The organism is Peribacillus sp. NJ4, assembly GCF_030348345.1.
Lineage (GTDB): Bacteria > Bacillota > Bacilli > Bacillales > DSM-1321 > Peribacillus.
The window spans coordinates 3,254,398-3,275,467 of sequence record NZ_JAUCFQ010000001.1; the positions used below are offsets into that span (position 1 = coordinate 3,254,398).

The 21,070-nt window shown below is 38.2% G+C and carries 21 protein-coding genes and 1 riboswitch; of the genes, 5 read left to right on the forward strand and 16 right to left on the reverse strand.

Translation table 11 applies throughout. The features are described 5' to 3' along the window. Positions 1–10 precede the first annotated feature (10 nt). The 5 genes from QUF94_RS16140 to nikA are packed head-to-tail and all read right to left on the reverse strand — an operon-like array spanning position 11 to position 3,913. A complete protein-coding gene (locus QUF94_RS16140; protein WP_353957813.1) occupies positions 11–304 on the reverse strand; it encodes a hypothetical protein in 294 nt (97 codons plus the stop codon). Further along, positions 301–453 (reverse strand): hypothetical protein, encoded by a 153-nt coding sequence (locus QUF94_RS16145; protein ID WP_289318493.1) that lies wholly within the window; start codon positions 451–453, stop codon positions 301–303. Before QUF94_RS16145 ends, QUF94_RS16140 begins: the two co-directional genes overlap by 4 nt. A 19-nt stretch (positions 454–472) precedes the next feature. After that, complete coding sequence (gene nikC / locus QUF94_RS16150; protein ID WP_289316751.1) at positions 473–1,303, reverse strand: nickel transporter permease; 831 nt, start codon at positions 1,301–1,303, stop codon at positions 473–475. A gap of 2 nt (positions 1,304–1,305) precedes the next feature. Continuing rightward, positions 1,306–2,244, reverse strand: a complete 939-nt coding sequence (gene nikB, locus QUF94_RS16155; RefSeq protein ID WP_289316752.1) for a nickel ABC transporter permease — start codon at positions 2,242–2,244, stop codon at positions 1,306–1,308. A gap of 37 nt (positions 2,245–2,281) precedes the next feature. Continuing rightward, the gene (gene nikA / locus QUF94_RS16160) at positions 2,282–3,913 is read right to left on the reverse strand and encodes a nickel ABC transporter substrate-binding protein (protein WP_289316753.1); all 1,632 of its coding nucleotides are present in this window, start codon (positions 3,911–3,913) and stop codon (positions 2,282–2,284) included. A gap of 154 nt (positions 3,914–4,067) precedes the next feature. After that, a riboswitch (cobalamin riboswitch) is annotated at positions 4,068–4,256 on the reverse strand. A gap of 591 nt (positions 4,257–4,847) precedes the next feature. Here nikA and QUF94_RS16165 point away from each other — a divergent pair. Then, positions 4,848–5,015 carry an aspartyl-phosphate phosphatase Spo0E family protein gene (locus QUF94_RS16165; protein ID WP_289318409.1) on the forward strand — a complete coding sequence of 56 codons (168 nt, stop codon included), beginning with the start codon at positions 4,848–4,850 and terminating at the stop codon, positions 5,013–5,015. Between the two features lie 485 nt (positions 5,016–5,500). Here the strand turns inward: QUF94_RS16165 and QUF94_RS16170 are convergent, their stop codons facing one another. The 4 genes from QUF94_RS16170 to QUF94_RS16185 all read right to left on the reverse strand — a co-directional run bounded on the left by QUF94_RS16170 (position 5,501) and on the right by QUF94_RS16185 (position 9,820). Then, the gene (locus QUF94_RS16170) at positions 5,501–6,487 is read right to left on the reverse strand and encodes a 2-hydroxyacid dehydrogenase (RefSeq protein WP_289316754.1); all 987 of its coding nucleotides are present in this window, start codon (positions 6,485–6,487) and stop codon (positions 5,501–5,503) included. A 21-nt stretch (positions 6,488–6,508) separates the two neighbouring features. Next, entirely contained in the window at positions 6,509–7,807 is a 1,299-nt protein-coding gene (locus QUF94_RS16175) for an MFS transporter (RefSeq protein WP_289316755.1), read from the reverse strand. 558 nt (positions 7,808–8,365) lie between these two features. Continuing rightward, on the reverse strand, positions 8,366–8,584 hold the full coding sequence (locus tag QUF94_RS16180; RefSeq protein WP_289316756.1) for a hypothetical protein: 219 nt from the start codon (positions 8,582–8,584) through the stop codon (positions 8,366–8,368). Between the two features lie 315 nt (positions 8,585–8,899). Beyond that, positions 8,900–9,820, reverse strand: a complete 921-nt coding sequence (locus QUF94_RS16185) for a patatin-like phospholipase family protein (protein WP_289316757.1) — start codon at positions 9,818–9,820, stop codon at positions 8,900–8,902. Between the two features lie 653 nt (positions 9,821–10,473). On the opposite strand from QUF94_RS16185, the gene QUF94_RS16190 reads away from it, so the two are divergent. Beyond that, complete coding sequence (locus QUF94_RS16190; protein ID WP_289316758.1) at positions 10,474–10,977, forward strand: DinB family protein; 504 nt, start codon at positions 10,474–10,476, stop codon at positions 10,975–10,977. Positions 10,978–11,190: 213 nt separating this feature from the next. On the opposite strand, the gene QUF94_RS16195 is transcribed toward QUF94_RS16190, so the two are convergent. The 3 genes from QUF94_RS16195 to QUF94_RS16205 form a co-directional block, all read right to left on the reverse strand. After that, positions 11,191–13,605, reverse strand: coding sequence for a heavy metal translocating P-type ATPase (locus tag QUF94_RS16195; protein ID WP_289316759.1), 2,415 nt, complete (start codon positions 13,603–13,605; stop codon positions 11,191–11,193). Positions 13,606–13,682: 77 nt separating this feature from the next. Next, on the reverse strand, positions 13,683–13,889 hold the full coding sequence (gene copZ, locus QUF94_RS16200) for a copper chaperone CopZ (RefSeq protein ID WP_289316760.1): 207 nt from the start codon (positions 13,887–13,889) through the stop codon (positions 13,683–13,685). A gap of 16 nt (positions 13,890–13,905) precedes the next feature. After that, on the reverse strand, positions 13,906–14,244 hold the full coding sequence (locus QUF94_RS16205) for a metal-sensitive transcriptional regulator (RefSeq protein ID WP_483313689.1): 339 nt from the start codon (positions 14,242–14,244) through the stop codon (positions 13,906–13,908). Positions 14,245–14,583: 339 nt separating this feature from the next. Between QUF94_RS16205 and QUF94_RS16210 the strand changes: the two genes are divergently transcribed. Then, positions 14,584–14,838, forward strand: coding sequence for a nitrilase-related carbon-nitrogen hydrolase (locus QUF94_RS16210; RefSeq protein WP_353957791.1), 255 nt, complete (start codon positions 14,584–14,586; stop codon positions 14,836–14,838). A gap of 53 nt (positions 14,839–14,891) precedes the next feature. On the opposite strand, the gene QUF94_RS16215 is transcribed toward QUF94_RS16210, so the two are convergent. From QUF94_RS16215 to QUF94_RS16225, 3 genes are all read right to left on the reverse strand, one after another. Beyond that, positions 14,892–15,857, reverse strand: a complete 966-nt coding sequence (locus tag QUF94_RS16215; protein ID WP_289316762.1) for a S8 family peptidase — start codon at positions 15,855–15,857, stop codon at positions 14,892–14,894. Between the two features lie 195 nt (positions 15,858–16,052). Then, complete coding sequence (locus QUF94_RS16220) at positions 16,053–16,313, reverse strand: dihydrofolate reductase family protein (protein WP_289316763.1); 261 nt, start codon at positions 16,311–16,313, stop codon at positions 16,053–16,055. Between the two features lie 174 nt (positions 16,314–16,487). Continuing rightward, the gene (locus QUF94_RS16225; RefSeq protein WP_289316764.1) at positions 16,488–17,384 is read right to left on the reverse strand and encodes a LysR family transcriptional regulator; all 897 of its coding nucleotides are present in this window, start codon (positions 17,382–17,384) and stop codon (positions 16,488–16,490) included. A gap of 115 nt (positions 17,385–17,499) precedes the next feature. On the opposite strand from QUF94_RS16225, the gene QUF94_RS16230 reads away from it, so the two are divergent. Together QUF94_RS16230 and QUF94_RS16235 are read left to right on the forward strand one after the other, a co-directional pair. Next, a complete protein-coding gene (locus QUF94_RS16230) occupies positions 17,500–18,543 on the forward strand; it encodes a YeiH family protein (protein ID WP_430102539.1) in 1,044 nt (347 codons plus the stop codon). A 530-nt stretch (positions 18,544–19,073) separates the two neighbouring features. Next, positions 19,074–19,250 (forward strand): hypothetical protein, encoded by a 177-nt coding sequence (locus QUF94_RS16235; protein WP_289316765.1) that lies wholly within the window; start codon positions 19,074–19,076, stop codon positions 19,248–19,250. A 440-nt stretch (positions 19,251–19,690) separates the two neighbouring features. Here the strand turns inward: QUF94_RS16235 and QUF94_RS16245 are convergent, their stop codons facing one another. Further along, a complete protein-coding gene (locus QUF94_RS16245; protein WP_289316766.1) occupies positions 19,691–20,875 on the reverse strand; it encodes an acetyl-CoA C-acetyltransferase in 1,185 nt (394 codons plus the stop codon). Positions 20,876–21,070 lie beyond the last annotated feature (195 nt).

A 21,070-nucleotide genomic window follows, 5' to 3' on the forward strand; every position in this document is an offset into this window, starting at 1 on the left:
GTTAACAGCGCTATAACAATCTTAAAAAACAACTTGCAGATTTCGCCGTACCTCCTTTAATTCTTTTGCTTTTAAACAATAAAGACTCTTCCCAGAAACCAAACCTCTCCCTGATCCGGCTTTTCCAGTCCCAGAATAATTTTGCCCAGATTGGGTTTTGCATAATCATTGCGATTTCACTGCCCCGTACTTTCCTTATGTCTTCTATGGAAACATTTAAAAGGTCTATATTATTAAACTTGATGCTCCCTTGCACCACCTTTGCCTTGTCAGGTAAAAGATTTAGCAAAGACATGCATGTCATCGTTTTCCCTGATCCACTTTCTCCGACAATGCCCAACACTTCCCAGCCTCGAGTTTAAAACTGACATCATTGACAGCCTGAGTCACTCCATACGTTGTCGATACAATAACCTTCAAATTTTCTACAGTTAGAATGGGGTGTTGTCCCATCTTCCATCCATCCTCCCTTCTATTCCTTTTTTAGGTCTAGAGCATCCCTCAAAGCTTCGCCAAACAAGTTAAAAGCAAACACAACGATGAAGATCATCAACCCAGGGTAAAGCATCAATGAAGGGGTTTCTCTAAAAAATGGCTTACTATCATTGATCATCATTCCCCACTCTGCCTCTGGCGGTTGTATGCCAAGACCAAGAAAAGAGAGTCCAGAAATTGCTAAAATAACTCCTCCGATGTCCATAAAGATTAATACAACAACTTGAGAAATGATGGCAGGTAAAATATGTTTGATGACAATGACTCTCATTGGTGTCCCGCATATTTTGGCTGCTAAGACAAAGTTTTGCTCCTTTACACTAAGAACCATTCCTCGAATGACGCGTGCATAAAAAACCCATTGGACAAGCACCATCGCCAAGATCAGATTGCCAAGACTCGATCCTAAAATTCCGATTAAAGCTAAGGACAGCAGAAAGCTTGGAAATGCCATGAGAATGTCACACATTCTCATGAAGAGATAATCAACTTTACCCCCTATAAAGCCTGCATAAATACCAAGTGGGATACTAATAATCATCATTAATCCCATGACAAGGAAAGCTGTTCCCAACGAGGTTCGTGTTCCATAGATTAATCGGGACAATATACATCTCCCTAAATGATCAGTCCCCAATGGAAACTGAGAGGAGGGCCCTTGCAGCTTCTGAACGATATCAATCAAGTTCGGATCATTAGGAGCCAAAAAAGGAGCAAAAAGAGCCAATACTGTCAGGAAGGAAATAATCATGATACTGATCATCATTAGCATATGTGTCATCAGCATTCTTTTCATGTTTTGCACCATTCTTATTTCTCTCCTTCCCAGCGTATACGGGGATCCAGGAAAGAATAAGTAAGATCCACAAGAAGATTGCAGACCACAAAGATCACACCCATAAACAATACACACCCCTGAATCATTGGATAATCTTGATTTAAAATAGATGTGACAAATAACTGTCCCATGCCGGGCCAAGAAAAAATTGTTTCAACAATGACCGCTCCGCTTAGCATGTTCCCGAAGCTCATTCCAAGTCCAGTTATCACAGGTAATAAGGACATTTTTAAGACATGCCTGATAACGATTAGTCTTTGGCGTAACCCTCTCACTCTAGCATACACAACGAATGGCTCATTCAAATTTCCTAGCATACTAGCTCGAAGCAATCGCATATACGTCCCTATATAGGCAAAAGCCAATGTCAAGGAAGGAAGCACTAGATGCGCCAAGGTCCCCCTTCCCAATACAGGAAATAAATCTAACTTTACAGATAAAAAATAGATCAAAAGAAACCCAAACCAAAAGGTTGGCATAGAGAAACTTACAAAGGCTGCTATTCTGCTAAACTGATCAACAAATTTCCCCTTGTAAATAGCAGAAATCATGCCTATAGGTAAACTGATGACAACAATTAAGATAAGCGAAGCAAATGTTAATTGAACAGTTGGGAAGAAATGTATCACAATTTCTTCCCATACGGAGTTATTGGACACGTAAGACATCCCTAAATCCAATTGCAACACTTTTCCCAGCCATCCAAAATACTGGACATATAAAGGCTTGTTTAAACCAAGCTCAACTCGAAGGGCTGCCACTGTCTCATTCGTAGGAGGAATATGTGACGCCCTTAAGTAAGCTACTGCCGGATCTCCAGGAATTAAGTGAAGCAAGATAAAAGTAATGAGCGAAACTCCGAATAATATTGGAATTAAACTTGTGAGACGTTTAAAAATAAACCAACCCATGTAGCACTCCTTAAGTTGTTTTTAAGTATCCCCTATTTCAATTAACATCAATTGAAGTTAAAGGGACCTCAGCTTCTTGAGGTAAAAAATCTACTCCACTAATGTTTTTTTGATACACCGCTATATTAGACTGATAAGATATCGGTAAATAAATGGCTTGTTCGTGCAATGTCGTTAATATATCTGAATACAGTATTTTTCTATCTTCCTCGTCAGTAGTTAATAATACCTTCTTAATTTTCTGGTCTATTTCTTTTTTTACTGGCAACCCTAATTGAGCGTTATAATCTGGACTACCATTTTCCGAATTAGTCGTCATAGAAGCTAAATAGGAATGTGGATCAAACGGTACTGACCATGTTGCTGTAAATAATAAATCAAACTTACCTTGAAATGCCGTTGTCCAAAAAGTATTAGTTTCCTGACTGGTCAACTTAACATCTATTCCCAGTTTTCTAAAATCACCTTGTGTAAATTCTGCGATTGACTTTTGGATGTTATCTGTACTATTAAACAGTAATTCCAATTGCAATTCTTTTCCGTCTTTTTCTCTAAATGGTTTCCCCTTCACTTGTTTCCATCCAGCTTCATCCAATAACATTTTTGCTTTTTCTGCATCATACTCATATGGATCTATATTAATTTTCGTGTAAGGTAAAATAGGTGGAAACAAAGTATCAGCCTTTTTTTCCATACCATAAAAGATCTTATCGATAACAGCTTGTTTATTAAAAGCATGTTGGAGAGCTAACCGAACTTTAAGATCTTTAGTCGCTTCTCTGTTTGAGTTAAGAAGCAGCGTTCTTGTAGCTGTAGGTTCTGACAATTTGGTTTCATATTGCCCTGAATTCTTCAAAAATTGGAATGAATCTTGGCTGATGACCCCGTTTCCAAATATAAAGTCGAGTTCCTTTTTCTCAAAAGCTAACACTCTTGACTCTCCATCAGTAATGACTTTAACAACCACCTTATCTACTTTAGGCTTAGTGCCCCAATAATGTTCGTTCCTTTTGAAAACAGCAAACTCATTTTTCTTATACTCGCTCAATACCCACGGTCCTGTGCCAATCTGAGACTTGAGTCCGTCCTTAAATGTGTTTTGGCTGTCAGGAAAAGCAGCTTCTCCTACAAATCTCAAAGGTCTGATGTAAGTTAGTTCTTGAAGAGTTGGATAATACGCGTTGTTCAAAATAAGTTTAATAGTATATTCATCTATTATTTTTGTACCTTTGATTTGGTTAATTAATCCCACCCATTCATGTTGTTTGCGATTATCTAAAATGGTATCAAAGTTTTTCTTGACGATTGAAGCATTAAATAGCGAACCATCGGAAAATTTAACATCTTTTCTTAGATGGAATACATATTCTTTTCCATCTTTCGATATATCCCAGCTCTCCGCAAGCCAAGGCTGAATTTCTCCACCTTTACCGTAATAAACAAGGGATTCATATACCATAGCCTGGGAAAAAAACTCATTCGGAAAATATGTGTGTGGATTTAAGTCACCTATATCCCCAGGCCATGAAAAAGTAACAACTTTTTGCTTTTCATTATCTGATGTATTTTCTTGATCTATTGTTGTGTTGCTGCAACCTGTAACTAAGATTGTGAATATTACTAGTAGTCCAACAAAAGAATGGAATAAATTAGACCGTTTTATAAACATGCTTTCTCACCTTCAATTATGGAATTTTAACTATTTGAAAAATCACGAAATACAAAAAAGCATTTCCAACCAGATTTAAAGGTCAGAAATGCTTATATATTAAGAACAAATTCGTCTTCTAGCACTCTAACACCTCCCTATCTCCCGTAGGTTAACAGCATTTCTAGAACAGGCAGGTCTTCTGACTTAGGTTCATCATCTCCATGCGTCTTCCCGGATATTATCCAGTGACTTTCTTGCATAGGACTCACCCTTACAGCGGCGGGACCGTGCCGGATTTTGCACCGGCTTCCCTTTTAAATATTCGCTATTAAACGAATATACCCATTCCAATAAAATATGAAATTTTCCCTCATCTTCAGTAAAATATAGAGCTTGTCCATCTTAAAATTATTAAGTCAAAACCTTTTGATGCTTCTTAACACTTTAATAGTTTCATCTCTAATTAATTTTTGATAAACTCAGCAACTAATCATTTCCATCCTAGCAATAAACCAAAAACAGTTAGTAAAAAGGAGAATAAATATCTATTCTTAAGAATTTAACAAATATTAAAAACTCTCCTATATTATACGGTTTTACGATTACAACTCTCTAAAAATGGATATTAACTATATGAAAATAAAATCAAAAGTTTACCTAATACAAATTATATTCCTTATCGCAAATTTATGCCATATCAAATTAAGATCCTGATGTTTTTTAACGGTTCGTTTTGTACGGAGGCAATAATCTTATACAAACAGTTATTTGTAACGACATATATGAATGATAGTGTGTAGATTTTTCATTTTCAGATTTGTATTGCCTCCCTCCCGAATAAGCTATTTTTTATAAGTGAACACTCACTTTTCATTTGAAAGCAACCTAATTTATGTAATAATAGATTCATAACAAAAAAAGAAAGTACTTGAGGGATTCTACATTGGAGAGTATGGAAGAATTACATGAAAAAATTGAGATATTGACGAAAGAATTAATAACTACGGGATTGATATATGGATTTACTTCCTCAAAAACATTACATAAAAGCCAGGAACTAGATAAACTGTTGAATTTACTTGGGCATGAAAAAGAATCAATTGGTTTAGAATATGTCTAAAAGCCGGAATGAAACCTGATTTGATTTTTCTACTAATACTTCATGGGATCATTACAACTGCAGGAACTATTACCCCCGGAGTTATTTTGAAATTACTTTTAATAATCACTGTGCAGTTCATGCAGCATATTTCCTTTACTTAATCACCTCGTATTCTTTTCTTGGACTCTTGGACTTATTTTTTCTGTAAAATTTATTTAAATGATCATCCCTTCTTACCTAATGCTTCTTAGTTTTCTACGTTTTATTTTGTTTATTGGAATTGTGCCGTGAACAAATTGTTTAGGGTCATTTTGATCACATTCTTTCTCCCCATTAAAAAGCATCCAAAATGAATGGATGCCTTTTTATCGAATTTTTCTTTTATGTCCTGCATTTAATAACAAACAATCTATCTCATCTAAGTTTATGAATGGTGTGAGTATCAACGATTCATTTAAATTGTCATGGACAACCTAATATTTCTGCTGAGTTAATGAATTTTACTATTTTAGTGACTGAAGTCCTTTCAATTCAGGGACAACATTGCCTATCTCCCTTCCAGTAACCGCTGCAACCAGGTTCTTCGCCGCAAGCATGGCCATATCAAATCGTGTTTGATAAGTAGCAGAACCTATATGCGGCAGGGTAACCACGTTCGGCATGGCTAAAAGCGGATTGTCAGGCGATACGGGTTCCTGTTCAAATACATCCAAACCAGCTGCAAGGATTTCCTTAGTTCGCAGTGCTTCTATGAGGGCCTTTTCGTCCACCGTCTGACCGCGGGATGTATTGATAAAGATCGCAGATTTTTTCATCAGTGCGAATTGCTCCCGTCCCATAAGATGCCTCGTTTCCGGAGTATAAGGGACCATTAAAAGAACGAAATCGGCTTCCCGTAAAAGGTGCTCTAAAGAGGAATAGGTTGTACTGAGCGTTTCCTCCACTTCGAATTTCCTTCGCCGATTATGATATAAAACTTCCATGTTAAAACCGAATTTTCCTCGTCTTGCAATAGATTCCCCAATCCTCCCCATACCGATGATGCCCAATTTTTTTCCATGAACATCAACGCCAAAGAGGGGTTCATCGCCTTTATTTACCCACTTGCCATCCTTTACAAGCTTGTCCAGTTCCGTTATACGACGGGCTGCTGAGAGCATTAAGGCTAAAGCTAAATCGGCCACGGTTTCATCGAGAACATCAGGTGTATTTGTACCGATTATGCTTCTCTTTTTCATTGCCTCTAGATCAAAGTTGTTGTAGCCTACCGAGATATTGCTGACAGCCTTTAGACATGGTGCATGGTCCAGAAGTTCATCATCTATTTTTTCTCCGGTGATGAGCAGTCCCTCCGCATCGGAAATTTGCTTAAACAGCTGGCTTCTGGTAATGGGTTCAGCGCCATTCCATTTTTCATACTGGCAATACTTCGAAATATATGCCTCTACCTCGGCCGGTACTGGTCTTGCAATATACACTTTTGGCATCAATTTATGTCCTCCTCGGTTACACTATTCTTGAATAGGATGTTTTACAATAAACCAATAACAGATTGCGGCGCATCCGGCGATTAAACCGCCAGATATAAAGGCAAGAGAGTAAGAGCCAGTAGCATCCACTATCATGCCTGCCACAACAGGGGAAAAGGCTCCACCAAAATAACCGCCAAAATTCTGAATTGCACCTACAGAAGCAACCATAGAAGGAGGGGCAATGTCACCGGCAAGTGCCCACGCGCTGCCTGTAATGGCAGAAATAAAACAAAGAGCAAGGGTCAGTAATGTTAAGGTAATAGCGAGCCCTTTGACAAATGGAACTGCACATACAACAATTGCGGCCGAGATGGCACATATACTAATTAAGGCACGCTTTGCTTTAATAGGTGTAGTAATTTCCTTGTCAACCAATTTTTTAGTAAGATATCCTCCGAAAATATTGCCAAAGATTCCGCCAAGCCAAGGAATACCAGCATATATACCCATTTCTTTAAGTGAGACATGATGGACATCAAACAAATAAAGGGGAAGGAAGACAAGGAAAATATTCCAGATCCAAATGGTACAGAAGAAGCCCAGAATCATCCCCCACACGCTTCGATATTTAAATAACGAACCCCATTTTATGTTTGATGATTGAATGCCTTTCTCTACTCCACCACCTTCCGACTTAATGTATTCAAATTCCTCCTTGGAAAGTTTTTGGCTTTTTTCAGGATTTTTATAAAAAATAACAAAACCGATTGCGAAGATGATGCCGATCACACCCGTTATATAAAACAACGCTCTCCACCCAAAAGTCACCATAATGAAAACGAGAAGTGGCGGTGCAATGGCTGGTCCCCATTTGGACGAAGAATCCCAAATTCCAGTTGCCAAGCCTCGTTCCTTTTTAGGGAACCAATACGATGTGATCTTAGCCATCGTAGGAAAACAAGGTGCTTCTCCCACTCCAAGTAAAATCCGTGCAGCAATAAATGAACTCATTTTATGAACGGCTCCCGTTAAAATGGTCGCACCACTCCACCAAATAAGCGCGATTGTATACACCTTTTTGGTCCCGAACCGATCGATCAGCCATCCGGAAGGAAGCTGCATTAATGCATAACTCCAAGAAAAAAAGGTTCCCAACAACCCGATTTCGGTCACGCTTAGTCCGAGTTCCTTCATCATTTCGGGAGCTGCAATGGAGAGGTTGGCCCGATCAAGATAGTTGATTATTCCTCCAATCAATAACCAGATGACAACTGTCCAGCGAAATTTCCGGCCAATATTTAATGGCTTTTCTTGCTTTGTTTCCACTCTTGCTTCCATACCTTATCCCCCCTTGTTATATAAAACGCCATAATTGGCAGCGTTTCCAAAATAAGAAAAAGCCAGAGTTCACGCTTAGATAATATGTATATACAAGGAGGTCTTTGTTTTATAATATAAAACTCAGTTTTTGTTTTATGACAAAAAATAAAAAAAGATAATTCTGTTTATTCTGTAAAGTATCGTATTATGAGGATTTGTGATTGTCAATCTTTATTCTTATTTTCAGGATTATATTCCTAGTTAACGTTTTATGCCAAATGGCGAAAATTGATTGACGGTTTTTTGAATAGTAAAATCATAACAAACTTTAGCCCACGATTCATTTCCATCTCTAGTTTTGCTACCGGAAGGGCTTAGAGACCATTGTCTCTCAAAAATCTCGGGCAACGTTAACCGGCGGTTAAGTTTTTTTATTATTTTTCTATAAGAAAAGCAAGCGCTCCTGATACATGCGGGACGTCTATAGACGTACCTGATAAAGCAGTATGTAGTTTACCAGATAAATGGGACATTAATTGTTCGCTTGGCACTGCTGAATCCACTTTTCTATTGGTATTACAATATCTTAATGGAAGCTAGGATGGTTAACGGAGCTTCCACTACTTCCTGATAAGCACCCGGAATACTGTTTTCATTTGTTTTGGAGATTCCATCCCTTCGCACATTTACTACAACTATATTTTTTATGAAGGGCTGGCTCATCGTCCAATCCTCACAGTGACATTGAGTTACTCCTATCTCTTCTCCTTTTAGGATCTGTTCATTAAATTTCATAATTTATAGCGGAAACGATTTTTTCGATTGATCGATCTCCTGAATCTGGTAAGGGAATTCATTTATGGTATATATTTCTTCCAACGTTGTTTTCTTTTTTTAATCTTTTATTTCCGTTTATCCATTTAAAAAATTCTAAAATAATATCTCTTGTTAATTTTTTATGATTTCGTATTTCCATTTATTGCTTTTAAGCTCAAGGCAACTATGCCTCATATTAAACTATTGATCGTTAGTTCAATAAGAAAAAGAGCCGTTGTAACAGCTCCTTGTCCCACTCTTTCACCCTTTTGAAAAGATAGGGTAATGTTTCTCCTACTTATTTTTTACTCTTTGCATCCGTTTGTGCTTATATTGTTCAAAATCCCACTCAGACAAAAATTCTTTTGCAGAAGTATAGCCTGATTTATAGAGAAAGTCGATTTCATCCTCATTCAGTTCAAAGTCCGTTGCGTTGATGCCGCCAGTAGGAATTTGAATCGTGCGTTCAATCGTTTCTTCGTTCATATGTCGTAAATCATGGGCTTGAAGCATCGTTTTAAATATATTTTTGAAAAGGTGGATTGGCGTTGGTATAACCGGATCTATGTTAACTTCATCTTTCACAAAATGGAATCCGAATGTTGGAAAACGAGGATTGTCTGTATCAAATATCCATATTGGGAAGTTACTAAGTAAACCACCATCTAAAATGTAGGATTTTTTCCGGTCTTTTGATTTCCAAATAACCGGACGGAAGAAAAATGGTAGAGAGGCACTCATCATTACGGCAGTTGAAACTTTTAAATCAGCAGGAGACATCCCATAGCGTTCCAAATCATCTGGCAAAATAAGCATCTGACCATTCGAAACATCAGACGCAATTATCTTCAACTTTCCATCTGGAAGATCTGCGAATGTCTTAATCCCTTTTTCTGAAAGAAGAGAATCCACCCATGATTCCAAATAATCGTTTTTGTAAATCCCAAGATGAACCATAAGTTCCAAAAAGGAACCGAAAATGGGAATTTGATTCAGAATTGTCCTGCCTCGAATCTTTGAGTAATTGATTTCACTAAACCGTTCTCTAATTTCATGGCTTTTATAGCCACTAGCCAAAAGAGCAGCTATTACTGCTCCTGCTGATGTCCCAGCAAGTCTTTCCCATTCGACTTTTTCCTCTTCCATTGCTTGAATCGCTCCAATAAAAGCAATTCCCCTGGCCCCCCCACCTTCAAAAACGGCATCTGCTTTCATTTTTTTCCACCTCTCGATAAGAGTTATTATTATTATTAACAATATTTTTAAATAAAGCGAATTTTCACACTCTTAGATACCAAAAATCAGCCCCGTCAGTTGAAGAATAAAACCGCTTGCCATCCATGATTGGAATTAATGACGGTTCTATTTTTCTAACAAATTAATTCGCTAACAGTAGCAAGAATCACATGAGTTTAAAAGGTTGTGCTTTTTAATCTGTAACACAAATTCTGTAATGTCATGTTCTTTGACCTTGCCAGCTTTTCAGGTTGTTCGCAGAATTAACCGTACTTCTAATCTCTGTTTAAGCTTTCCATCCCCGATTGACAATTGGTTGCATATCTATCCAATTTCCTTTTTTATTTTTTATCACCTTTATTATTACTTCATGTCTGTGGATTCCCTACTTGAGAAACCCTTAATCATTTACTCTGGCTCTACTGCAATATTATTAAAAGAGGATAGACTCCCTTAACGCAACTTTGATGGTAATCAAACTTAATAACAGTAGTAGGATAGCATCTATTATCATGGTATGCATAAAACGAGGCATTTGCATGGACAAATTATCATATAAGGAATTAGCTTTGATAAAGGTATTCTTTAAATTATGTCGAAAGGGATTTAGTAACAATGGAAGGAGTGAGAAAATGGAAAAGGACCGTGCCAAGAAAATGTATGATTACCATGTTTGGGCTAATCAGCAAGTGTTCCAAAACCTAAAACAATTACCGGACGGAGTCTATGGCGACACGATAAAAAGTGTCTTTCCCTCCATTAAGGAAGTCCTGGTTCACCTTTACGCAACAGATGTCACATGGTTGGAGATAATGAAAGGAAGCACCATTCAAGATACTTTTAAGAAAGTTGAAAGCCGACGGGAAGAAGTGGATGGAGTTTCAATAAATGAACTTGAATCCTACTATGATGAACTTGCAAAGGATTATGACGTTTTTCTTGCTACGCAGCCTGATCTTGAACGGACCATTGTAACCGAACATCCCAAAATGGGGGCTAGTGAGTTTGTACTTGCCGACCTCATCCATCATGTAGTGAATCACGGGACCTATCATCGCGGTAATGTGTCGGCGATGCTCCATCAACAAGGCGAGCGTGGCACACCTACAGATTATGTATTTTACTGTTTAAAATAAGATCGGTATGGCACCTCGAAAACAAAGGAACATCAATTAGGGGTGGCTGTAAATATCTAAAGCTCATTCCAGATGAAAGCAGATGATCCCCTTTCCAGGATCATCTGCTTTTTTACTATAAGGAATGACAATCCGATTGCTCGAGGCGTATGGCAGATAGAAAAAAGGCATTGATATAAGTAACAATGCCTTCAATATATGGTTACATGCTCTTCAGAGCTTTACACGTTGGAGGCGAAGTGCATTTAATACGACTGATACAGAACTGAAGGCCATGGCAGCACCCGCTAACCATGGGGCAAGCAGTCCGATTGCTGCAATTGGTATCCCGATTACATTATAGGCAAAAGCCCAGAATAGGTTTTGTTTGATATTCCTCATCGTTTTCCTGCTCATTAGGATTGCATCTGCAATACTGTTCAAATCCCCCCGGATCAGAGTAATATCAGCAGCTTCCATGGCTATGTCCGTCCCGGTTCCTATCGCCATTCCTATATCGGCTAGTGCAAGCGCGGGTGCATCATTTATCCCATCTCCGACCATTGCCACTCTTTTACCAGCGGCCTGCAGTTTTTTCACTTCTTCCGCTTTCCCTTCAGGAAGGACTTCTGCAATCACTTGGTCAATGCCAACTTGATGGCCGATGGCATTTGCTGTCCTTTGATTATCCCCTGTTATCATGATTACCTGGATATCCATCGCTTTTAACCTTTTAATCGCCGTTAGCGAGGTATCTTTTATTGTATCCGCAACCGCAATGAGTCCTGCATATTCCCCTTCAATGCTGGCGAGCATTGCGGTCTTCCCTTGCTCTTCAAGTTCTACCATAGCTGTTAGCGCCTTAGTAATATCCACGTTGTTTTGCTTCATCAATTTACGCGTTCCGACGAATAACACTTTTTGATTTACTACAGCTCTCACCCCGTATCCAGGAATCGCTTCAAATTCCTCAACCGCAGCAAGTGCTATCCGCCTTTCCTGAATTCCTTGAACGATTGATTGGGCAAGAGGGTGTTCAGATTGTTTTTCAGCGGCACCGATAAGAGATAAAAACTGTTCTTCCACCATACCATTCTCGATGAGGACATCGGTCAAAACAGGGGTACCATTTGTCACTGTTCCCGTTTTATCCAAAATGACCGTATCTATATGGTGTGTGGTTTCCAAGTGTTCCCCGCCTTTAAATAAAATACCGAATTCAGCGGCCCGCCCTGATCCTGCCATGATGGATGTTGGAGTGGCCAGACCTAAAGCACAAGGACAGGCTATGACTAGCACTGCAATCATCGCTTCAAAAGCTGGTGTGAATTCTCCAGGGTTAACCCATATCATCCAAACCAGAAAAGTTAACAGGGCGATTCCGACAACAATGGGAACGAAGACGCCGGAAATTTGGTCAGCAAGCCGTTGAATCGGAGCTTTGGACCCTTGCGCATCTTCGACGACTTTGATGATTTGGGAAAGAGCTGTATCCCTTCCGATCTTTGTCGCTTTCATTTTGAGAAAACCATTTTTATTCAGTGTTGATCCGATCACAGAATCCCCGTTTGTTTTATCCACCGGAATGCTCTCACCCGTTAACATGGATTCATCGACTGCAGAGTTCCCTTCGATCATTTCTCCATCGACAGGGATCTTTTCACCCGGCTTCACCAAAACAGTATCCCCTACAATGACTTCTTCAAGCGGTATTTCACGTTCTTCCCCATTCCTTAACACCAATGCGGTTTTGGCCTGAAGCCCCATCAATTTTTTGATGGCCTCGGAAGAACGCCCTTTTGCTTTTGCTTCAAAAAGCTTCCCTAAAAGAATGAGGGTGATAAGAATCGAACTAGTTTCGAAGTAAAGTTGTGCTGTATTGTGATGGGAACCGCTTGAGATGATCGCCTGATAGACACTGTAAAAATAAGCAGCGGATGTTCCCATTGCAACCAATACATCCATATTGGCACTTTTGTTTTTCAAGGCTTTATAAGCACCAACATAAAACTGCTTCCCAATGATGAATTGCACAGGGGTGGCAAATGCAATTTGCACCCAGGGATTCATGAGGAAATCAGGCATATAGATGAACGAAGTAAAACTGAAATGACTTACCATCGCCCATAACAATGGAAAAGATAAAATCACCGAAAAGATGAAGTTATTCTTTTGTTTTTGAATTTCTTTCTGACGGAAATCCACTGAATCCCTATTATCTTCCTTGATGATCGCCCCATACCCCAACTTCTCCACTCGTTGAATGATATCAAGTGGTGAGGCTTCGGAAGGATCATACTCGACGGTCGCATTTTCGAGCGCAAGATTCACATTAGCCATACTCACTCCATCCAACTTATTTAACCCTTTCTCAATTCGGGTAGCACAGGCAGCACAGGTCATGCCAGTAATCGTAAATTCCCTTTTCTCTTTCACTACATCATAGCCAAGGTCTTGTATTTTCTTTTCAAAGTCATGGGTGCTTAATTTTTCCGAATCATATTTAATGACCGATTTCTCAAGGGCCAAATTAACGGTGGCTTCCTCAACGCCTTCCATCCTGTTTAACCCTTTTTCAATCCTGGTTGCACATGCAGCGCAAGTCATGCCTGAAATCTGCATACTTGTTTCTTTTATCTGGCTGCTCACATCATCCCCGCCTCCCTATACCACTATGGGGTATAATTCTTTGTAAAAAAGAAGTGCTTTAACAGCACCCTCAAATCTTACTCGACATCGTAGCCTTGATCATCGATCGTTTCTTTTATTTTTTCAAGTGATACTTTTTCATTATCAAACGCTACATCCACTTTGCCTGCATCCAAATGCACTTTTACGCTTTCAACACCTGCCAGTTTACCTACATTCCCTTCAACTGCATTCACACAATGACCACAAGACATTCCACTTACATTCAATGTTACACTTTCCATTTTAACCACTACTCCTTTATTTTTTCATTAATTTTTGTATCGTTACAAGCACTTCATCTATAACCTCTGTATCCCCATCATTCAGGCGTTCGACCACACAATTCCTTAGATGGCCTTCTAATAAAATCTTGGCCACACTATTCATCGCGCTTTGTGTAGCTGCTATTTGGGTAATCACATCATCACAGTACGTATCTTTTTCAATAAGACCCTTTATACCGCGAATTTGACCTTCAATTCGATTTAACCGGGTCGTTAAATTCTTTTTTACTGCTTCTGAGTGATGACTCTTTCGGCCGTGGGAAGAGGTCGTACAGCATTCTTCTTCATTCACAGAATCTTGACTATTCATCATTTCATCCATTTCCCATCCCTCCTTGGAATTAATATACCATACCCTCCTATCCTATGAAAAGAGAAAAGCTATTGTGTCAATATTTCTTTATTCTTTGCTTTATAAGTATATCTATTCCTTAGTCTGTTTAACAAAACTACACACAAAATACCCCATGCGAAGCTAAACAAAAAAGGATGAACTACATGAGTCTACTCGGGATGCAAATAAAAACACTCATCTCCGGAGAAATGAGTGTTTATGGATCTTAATACCCTATGCTGGCATAATCCCGATAAAGTTTAACGGTTAACGGGCGGTCATAATCAAGTTAAAGTATTCGAACTTGAAGGTGTGGAAATGGGGATTATTATTTGTTACGATTTACGATTCCCTGAAATTATTCGTGACTTAGGATTACAAGGTATTCAAGTGTTACATATCGTAGCAGAATGGCCACTCGCAAGGGAAACACATTGGAATATATTACTTCGTGCGCGCGCAATTGAGAACCAAATGTATGTTGTTGCATCAAAATATTGCGGGCACACAGTTAGGAGTGGAATTCGCAGGTTCCTCACAAATTGTAGATCCCTGGAGAGTCCGAGTTCCTAACACAATATGCAATGAAATTAGGATCATATACTTTTCTGTTCTCTATCTTAAGGCTACCTAAACTCCCTTAAAACTTTTTTTATATTTTCTAATTTCTGGTGATTTAGTTTCAGTATTCCATGCCCTTCTTGAGTCTTTGGTTTGCCCAGCGAAACTGTATTATTTAAGAGTTCATTAAATTCTTCTAACTCTGTTAATTTACGGCCAAGTATTGTTTCAAATTTATTTATCAAAAGCGCAACAGCCCCTGACACATGTGGGGCAGCCATGGATGTACCTGATAAGACGGCAAATTGGTTACCAGGAAAGGTTGATATCACTTTCTCCCCAGGGGCTACTAAATCCACTTCACCATTAGAATTACTAAATCTGGAAATGCGTTCACGCTGGTTAACTGAGCCTACTGCCACAACTTCCGCATATGCAGCTGGATAACTGTACTCGTTTGTTTCGGCCTTACCATCGCCTTCATTTCCCGCGGCACACACGACCATTATATTAGATTGAACGGCGTTTATAATCGACGAATGTAAGGCCGGATCATCATCCGGTCCCCCTAATGACATCGAGATAACCCGTACTTTTTCGCCATTAGGACCTGTCCAATTGACAGCGTAATTAATAGCTGACGTAATGTTTTCTGTTGTTCCTTCTCCTGATCCATTTAAAACCTTAAGTACCAGCAACTTCGCTTTAGGTGCTGCACCTACAACTCCAAAACCATTTTCTGCTGCTGCAATGGTTCCGCAAACATGAGTCCCGTGTCCGTTATTATCGGCAAATTTGACAGGATCACCATAATAATCGTCCGTGAAATTATATCCACCAATAATTTGACCAATCAAATCAGGGTGATCTGACTGGCATCCTGTATCGATTACGGCTACTACTATGTTCTCACCCTTAAACCCTTCTCTCCAAATAGAGCGTGCACGAATCATTCTAATACCTCGTGGAACTTCCAAGGTATTTTCTGTTATTCCTTCTACTTGGAAGGGTACTAATTGAACATTTGGCAATTCTATCCTCTCCCTTCATATTAACCCTAAGAGGGGCAGAAACACCTCCTTTTGTAATAACAATTGAGGGGAATCCACACTTAAAACCCGTTTAGGAACGCTGAATCCAATAACATTGATTACAGCCTTTCTTTATCCTATGAATGGAGACAAGCTTTTGCTATAAACCTTAGTCTAATTTGATATTTTAGTTTGCTAAAACAAAATACATTTAACAGATTTAGAAAATACATAATTTTTATAATCACTATAAGGATAATTCATGTCAAATCCACGAATGACATCATAAGTTCCTTTTCCCATAACAGCAGTGTCAATTATTTCCAGGAGTGAATTGTAGCCAGAATCTCCTTCTACTTCTGTTGATTCTAACCACTCCGATGTACCATCATCATTTGCAATATAACCATCAATTGAAGTACCAATGTATAGAATAATGTTACGCTGTTTTTTCATCAACCAACTGATCCTATATTCTTACTCATAGAACCCCCCCCGTCCATTCTCATTACACCGATTGAAACATAAAAAACCCCGGATAAGGGACACTTTTTTATGTGTGACCGTTATCCGGGGTATAGTTCAAAGAGCTTTGTCTTTTTTATATTTTTTTAAATTTATAAAATAGAGCTATTGCAATAATTGGTTCTTTAAATATTTTTCTATTAATTCAATAAACAAGTTCATAGATTTCGTATGCAATTCCACAGATTCTGTTATAACTGAAAAATTTCTTTTTATCGGTGTCCCTTTTACATTTAATACTTGAATGGTACCAAGCATTCTTTCTTTTTTTACAGTAAGTTCAGATAAGTAACTAATGCCAAGCCCGGCTTCAACTGCTTCTTTTATAAGTTGTGTGCTTCCGAACTCCATTACCTTGGAAGGACGTATTTGTAAAGATTGAAATAATGTTTCTGTTGCCTCTCTTGTACCAGAACCTTCTTCACGGATAATCCAATTCTCTTGTTCTACCTGTCTCCGTGTAACTTCCTTATTGAAATAAATTGGATATTTACCCCCTGCCACGATATACATTTGGTCGGTGGAAACGGATTTTATATATATATTTCGAAGAGAAATTTCCCCCTCTACAATTCCTACATCGATCTCATGACTTGTGATTGCTTTGGCAATATCCCTTGTGTTGCCAATCTGTACCGAAGGGAAGATATTAGGAAAAAGTTTTTTCATTCTCGCAAGTATATGTGGTAATACATACTCTCCAAAGGTATAGCTGGCACCAATTTTTAATGGTCCTGTTGGCTCGTTATTTAATTCATTCACTAATATTGACATTCGTTTATATAAACCTGTTATTTCTTTAGCATGTAAATAGACTATTTCTCCTGCTTTAGTTAGCTGGACAGATTTGTTTGTTCGCAGAAGTAATTTTGCACCTACATGTTTTTCCAATTGTTGAATTTGCTGGCTGACTGCAGGCTGAGTCATATGAAGCTCTTCCGCTGCTCTGGAAAAGTTTCTTTTATCAGCTACAGATATAAATACAGATAATAGTTGATCCATATGTTCCCCTCTCACTATCGTATTTACTTATTATAACTATAATAATCATTTATTTTCCTTATTGTAAAACATTAGTTACGATAAATTATAAATAATCCAAATAAGGGGTTGAAAAATATTGGAACAAAAAGCGTTAATAACTCCCAGTCCAAATAAGCAAAAAAAAGCGGCAAAAAAGCTAAATGTTTCTTTGATTTCTGGAATTGGTTTTACATTGATCATAGCCGTGTTAGGTTTTATTTTGGCAGCGTTGCCAGGTCTAAATCATATTGGACCTCTTGCGTGTGCCATTTTACTAGCTGTAGTTTATAGACAGGTTTTTGGATATCCAATAAAATTACGTACTGGTATTCAATTTTCATCAAAAAAACTATTAAGATTTGCCATCATACTTTATGGATTAAAGCTTAACATGATTGTGATATTTCATCAGGGTTTACCTCTATTGCTAAGAGGGACAATAACGATCATTTTTTCAATTGTTGTTCTTATGATCATTGCAAAATGGCTGAAGGCAGATTTTAATCTTTCTTTATTATTAAGTGTCGGCACAGGCATTTGTGGTGCGGCTGCCATCGCGGCCGTATCGCCAATTATAAAAGCAAAAGATGAAGATACGGCTATGGGAGTAGGCATCATCGCATTAGTCGGCACAGTGTTTTCAATAATCTATACGTTAATATATCCTTTTTTATCAATTGGTCCTATGAACTACGGAAATTGGGTTGGAATCAGCCTACACGAGATAGGCCATGTTGCATTAGCTGCTGCCCCGGCAGGCCAGGATGCTCTTGCTCACGCATTACTTGCCAAACTAACACGAGTATTCCTATTAATTCCGGTTTGCATTATCCTCATGCTTTGGATGAAAAAGAAAGGAAAAATAGAAGGGGAGGCAAGATTCGAGTTTCCATGGTTTTTAATTGGCTTTATCGTTATGAGTTTTGTGGGAAGCTATATCATTGGTAATAAGGTATTGGTATCACAAAAAGTGATGTCTTATATTGCAGACTTCACGTCATTTATGTTAACAATGTCAATGACCGGATTAGGATTAAATATTAGCTTGAAAGAATTACGTACCAAAGCAATACGTCCACTTATTGCCATTATTATTACATCAGTTCTTTTATCATCGCTAACGTATATTAGTCTTTAACAAAGAATAAAAAGGTGAATTTTTACCCACTGCAATACATATATGACCGTCATGAATATGTTCAAACCGAATATTTTTTTCTTTTTTTAACTCATTATAGATGCATGGATCATAGCAAAATCGTAATTTCCCTTGTTGAAATTCTGAATAATATCTGTAGGGTTTTGCTCAAAACTCAAATTCAAATGTTATTTCACTATTTTTTGAATTAAACTTTACCATGATTTCTTGAAGTATAAAAGAAAAAGTAGGCCCAGTAATTAAATGAGTTTATTGATATTTTTATAATCATAAACTTCTTTGTTTAGTTCTTTAATGGTGTTTAGTAAAGTTATTGCTTTCGAAATAACTATTTTACCTTCGAAAGTGGGAGTAACTCCTTGTTTTGAACGGATTACCTCACGATTGCTTACAAGGTCTTAACAGGTCATTTCAACGCATTCCTGTCATCATATTTTTTAGCATAAAATTAAAATATTTAGGGAATAAATAATTACGTTAATCTGATAAAAAAGGAGATGATTATGATTATGAGTATGATTAATAACCCATTGAATAAAGAGGATGACGAAACCTCTGTAGAGTCAGTTGAAGGTGAAGCTGCTATCAACTCTCCTAATGGGCGATCCGACGCCCCTCCAATAACTCAGTCAAAAGATCCTGAATTCGATCTTTTCGGCACAGGATTAAATGGGTATCCGTTTTAATTCAGTAAAAAAACATTACTAAATTAAAACCCATTATTAGTAAGACAAGATTCAGTCAACTTACTATAGATGAAATATCTAAGTATATAGATATAAGTAAGGCTATTCAGGACGAGTCGTTATCTTATGTCGAACGCTTCCAAAAAATCTATGAATAGTCAGTTAGCGTAATGAAACTAATAGCCTGAATTTTGTAAAAATAATGTGAGTCTAAATCATGAACTTTGATTATAAAAGTTTAAAGGACCATCTGAGATGGTCCTTTAAGCATGTAGGCCTACCATTATCCAAAGGATCCTGGTGCAAATATGTCATGTTAGAAACATAGAATCTCCATATCCTTTCATCTATGAATTATGAGGCTACTCCAAATAATTCATGTATGAATTGTAGCTGTAAACTATTCATAACCATCACCACGTTTTATTTTATTCACATGTTCATAGAGCCTCAATGATTACTGAGATTCCTTGTCCTCCTCCAATACAGAGGGAGGCTAGTCCAAACTTCTTTCCTCGATTCCTTAACTCTAGGGCCAATGAATATATAATTCTAGCTCCACTAGCCCCAACTGGATGACCTAATGCGATTGCTCCACCATTGACGTTAACTTTTTCCCGTTTCAATCCAAGCTCTCTCTCTACTGCAAGATACTGGGCAGAGAATGCTTCATTGATTTCGAACAAATCGATATTTTCAATATTGAGTCCTACTTTCCGTAAAGCTAATTGACTAGCAGGAACTGGTCCGATGCCCATAATATTTGGGTCTACCCCCGCAATCCCCCAGGATATGATTCTTGCCAATGGCTTCACATTGTGATTGTTTTGAAGGAAGGATTCACTTCCAAGTATTAAGGCAGCTGCCCCATCATTAATACCACTGGCATTACCTGCCGTTACGGTCCCATCCTGTTTAAAGGCTGGTTTCAGTTTCGCTAATCCTTCAATTGAAGCATTATGGCGAATATGTTCATCTTCTAAAATGGTTATTTCCTTGCCTTTTTTGGTGAATATCGTGACAGGGGAAATCTCTTGTTGAAATCGCCCCGTCAGTTGGGCCTTTGCTGATTTTTGGTGTGATTGGACAGCCAAACTATCTTGATCGTCTCGTGTTAGTTCATATTTTTCTGCAAGAGTTTCCGCTGTTACTCCCATCCCACACCCTATATATTCATCGCTCAAAGTCGCCCAAAGCATGTCGTCCATTTGTGGAGACTGTAAACCCGTACCAAAGCGGACATCTCGTAATACGTGAGGAGATTGGCTCATATTTTCGGTTCCCAGGGCTAGGGCGACTTCAGCATCCTTTAAAATAATCGACTGAGCTGCCGATACGACCGCTTGCAATCCAGAACCGCATAAACGATTGAGAGTTAAAGCGGGGCTCTCGATTGGAATACCAGCTTTCAAAGCAATATGCCTGGATAGGTAGGAGGCATTTTTCGAAGTATGTATCACATTCCCTGCAAAAACATGCTCAACCTCTTCAACTGAAATATTACTTTTTTCAATGGCTCCTTTACTTGCGATGACTCCAAGATCGATGGCAGAAACATCCTTTAATACCCCTCCAAAACTCCCGAATGGCGTCCTAGCTCCACCTAAAATATAAACATGACTCATAATTCATTCTCCTTTATTGAAGGTTGTTTGATCGATTTTGATGGATGGAAAACATCTTTTCCATTTCTGTATTTTTACTTCTGATTTTATACCGTTATTAGGGACATGATATTAATTAACGGTATATTGTATATTTTAAAGGTTCCGTTAATTAACTTTTGTAAATAAACGTCAAAATAAATGATGCATGAGTAC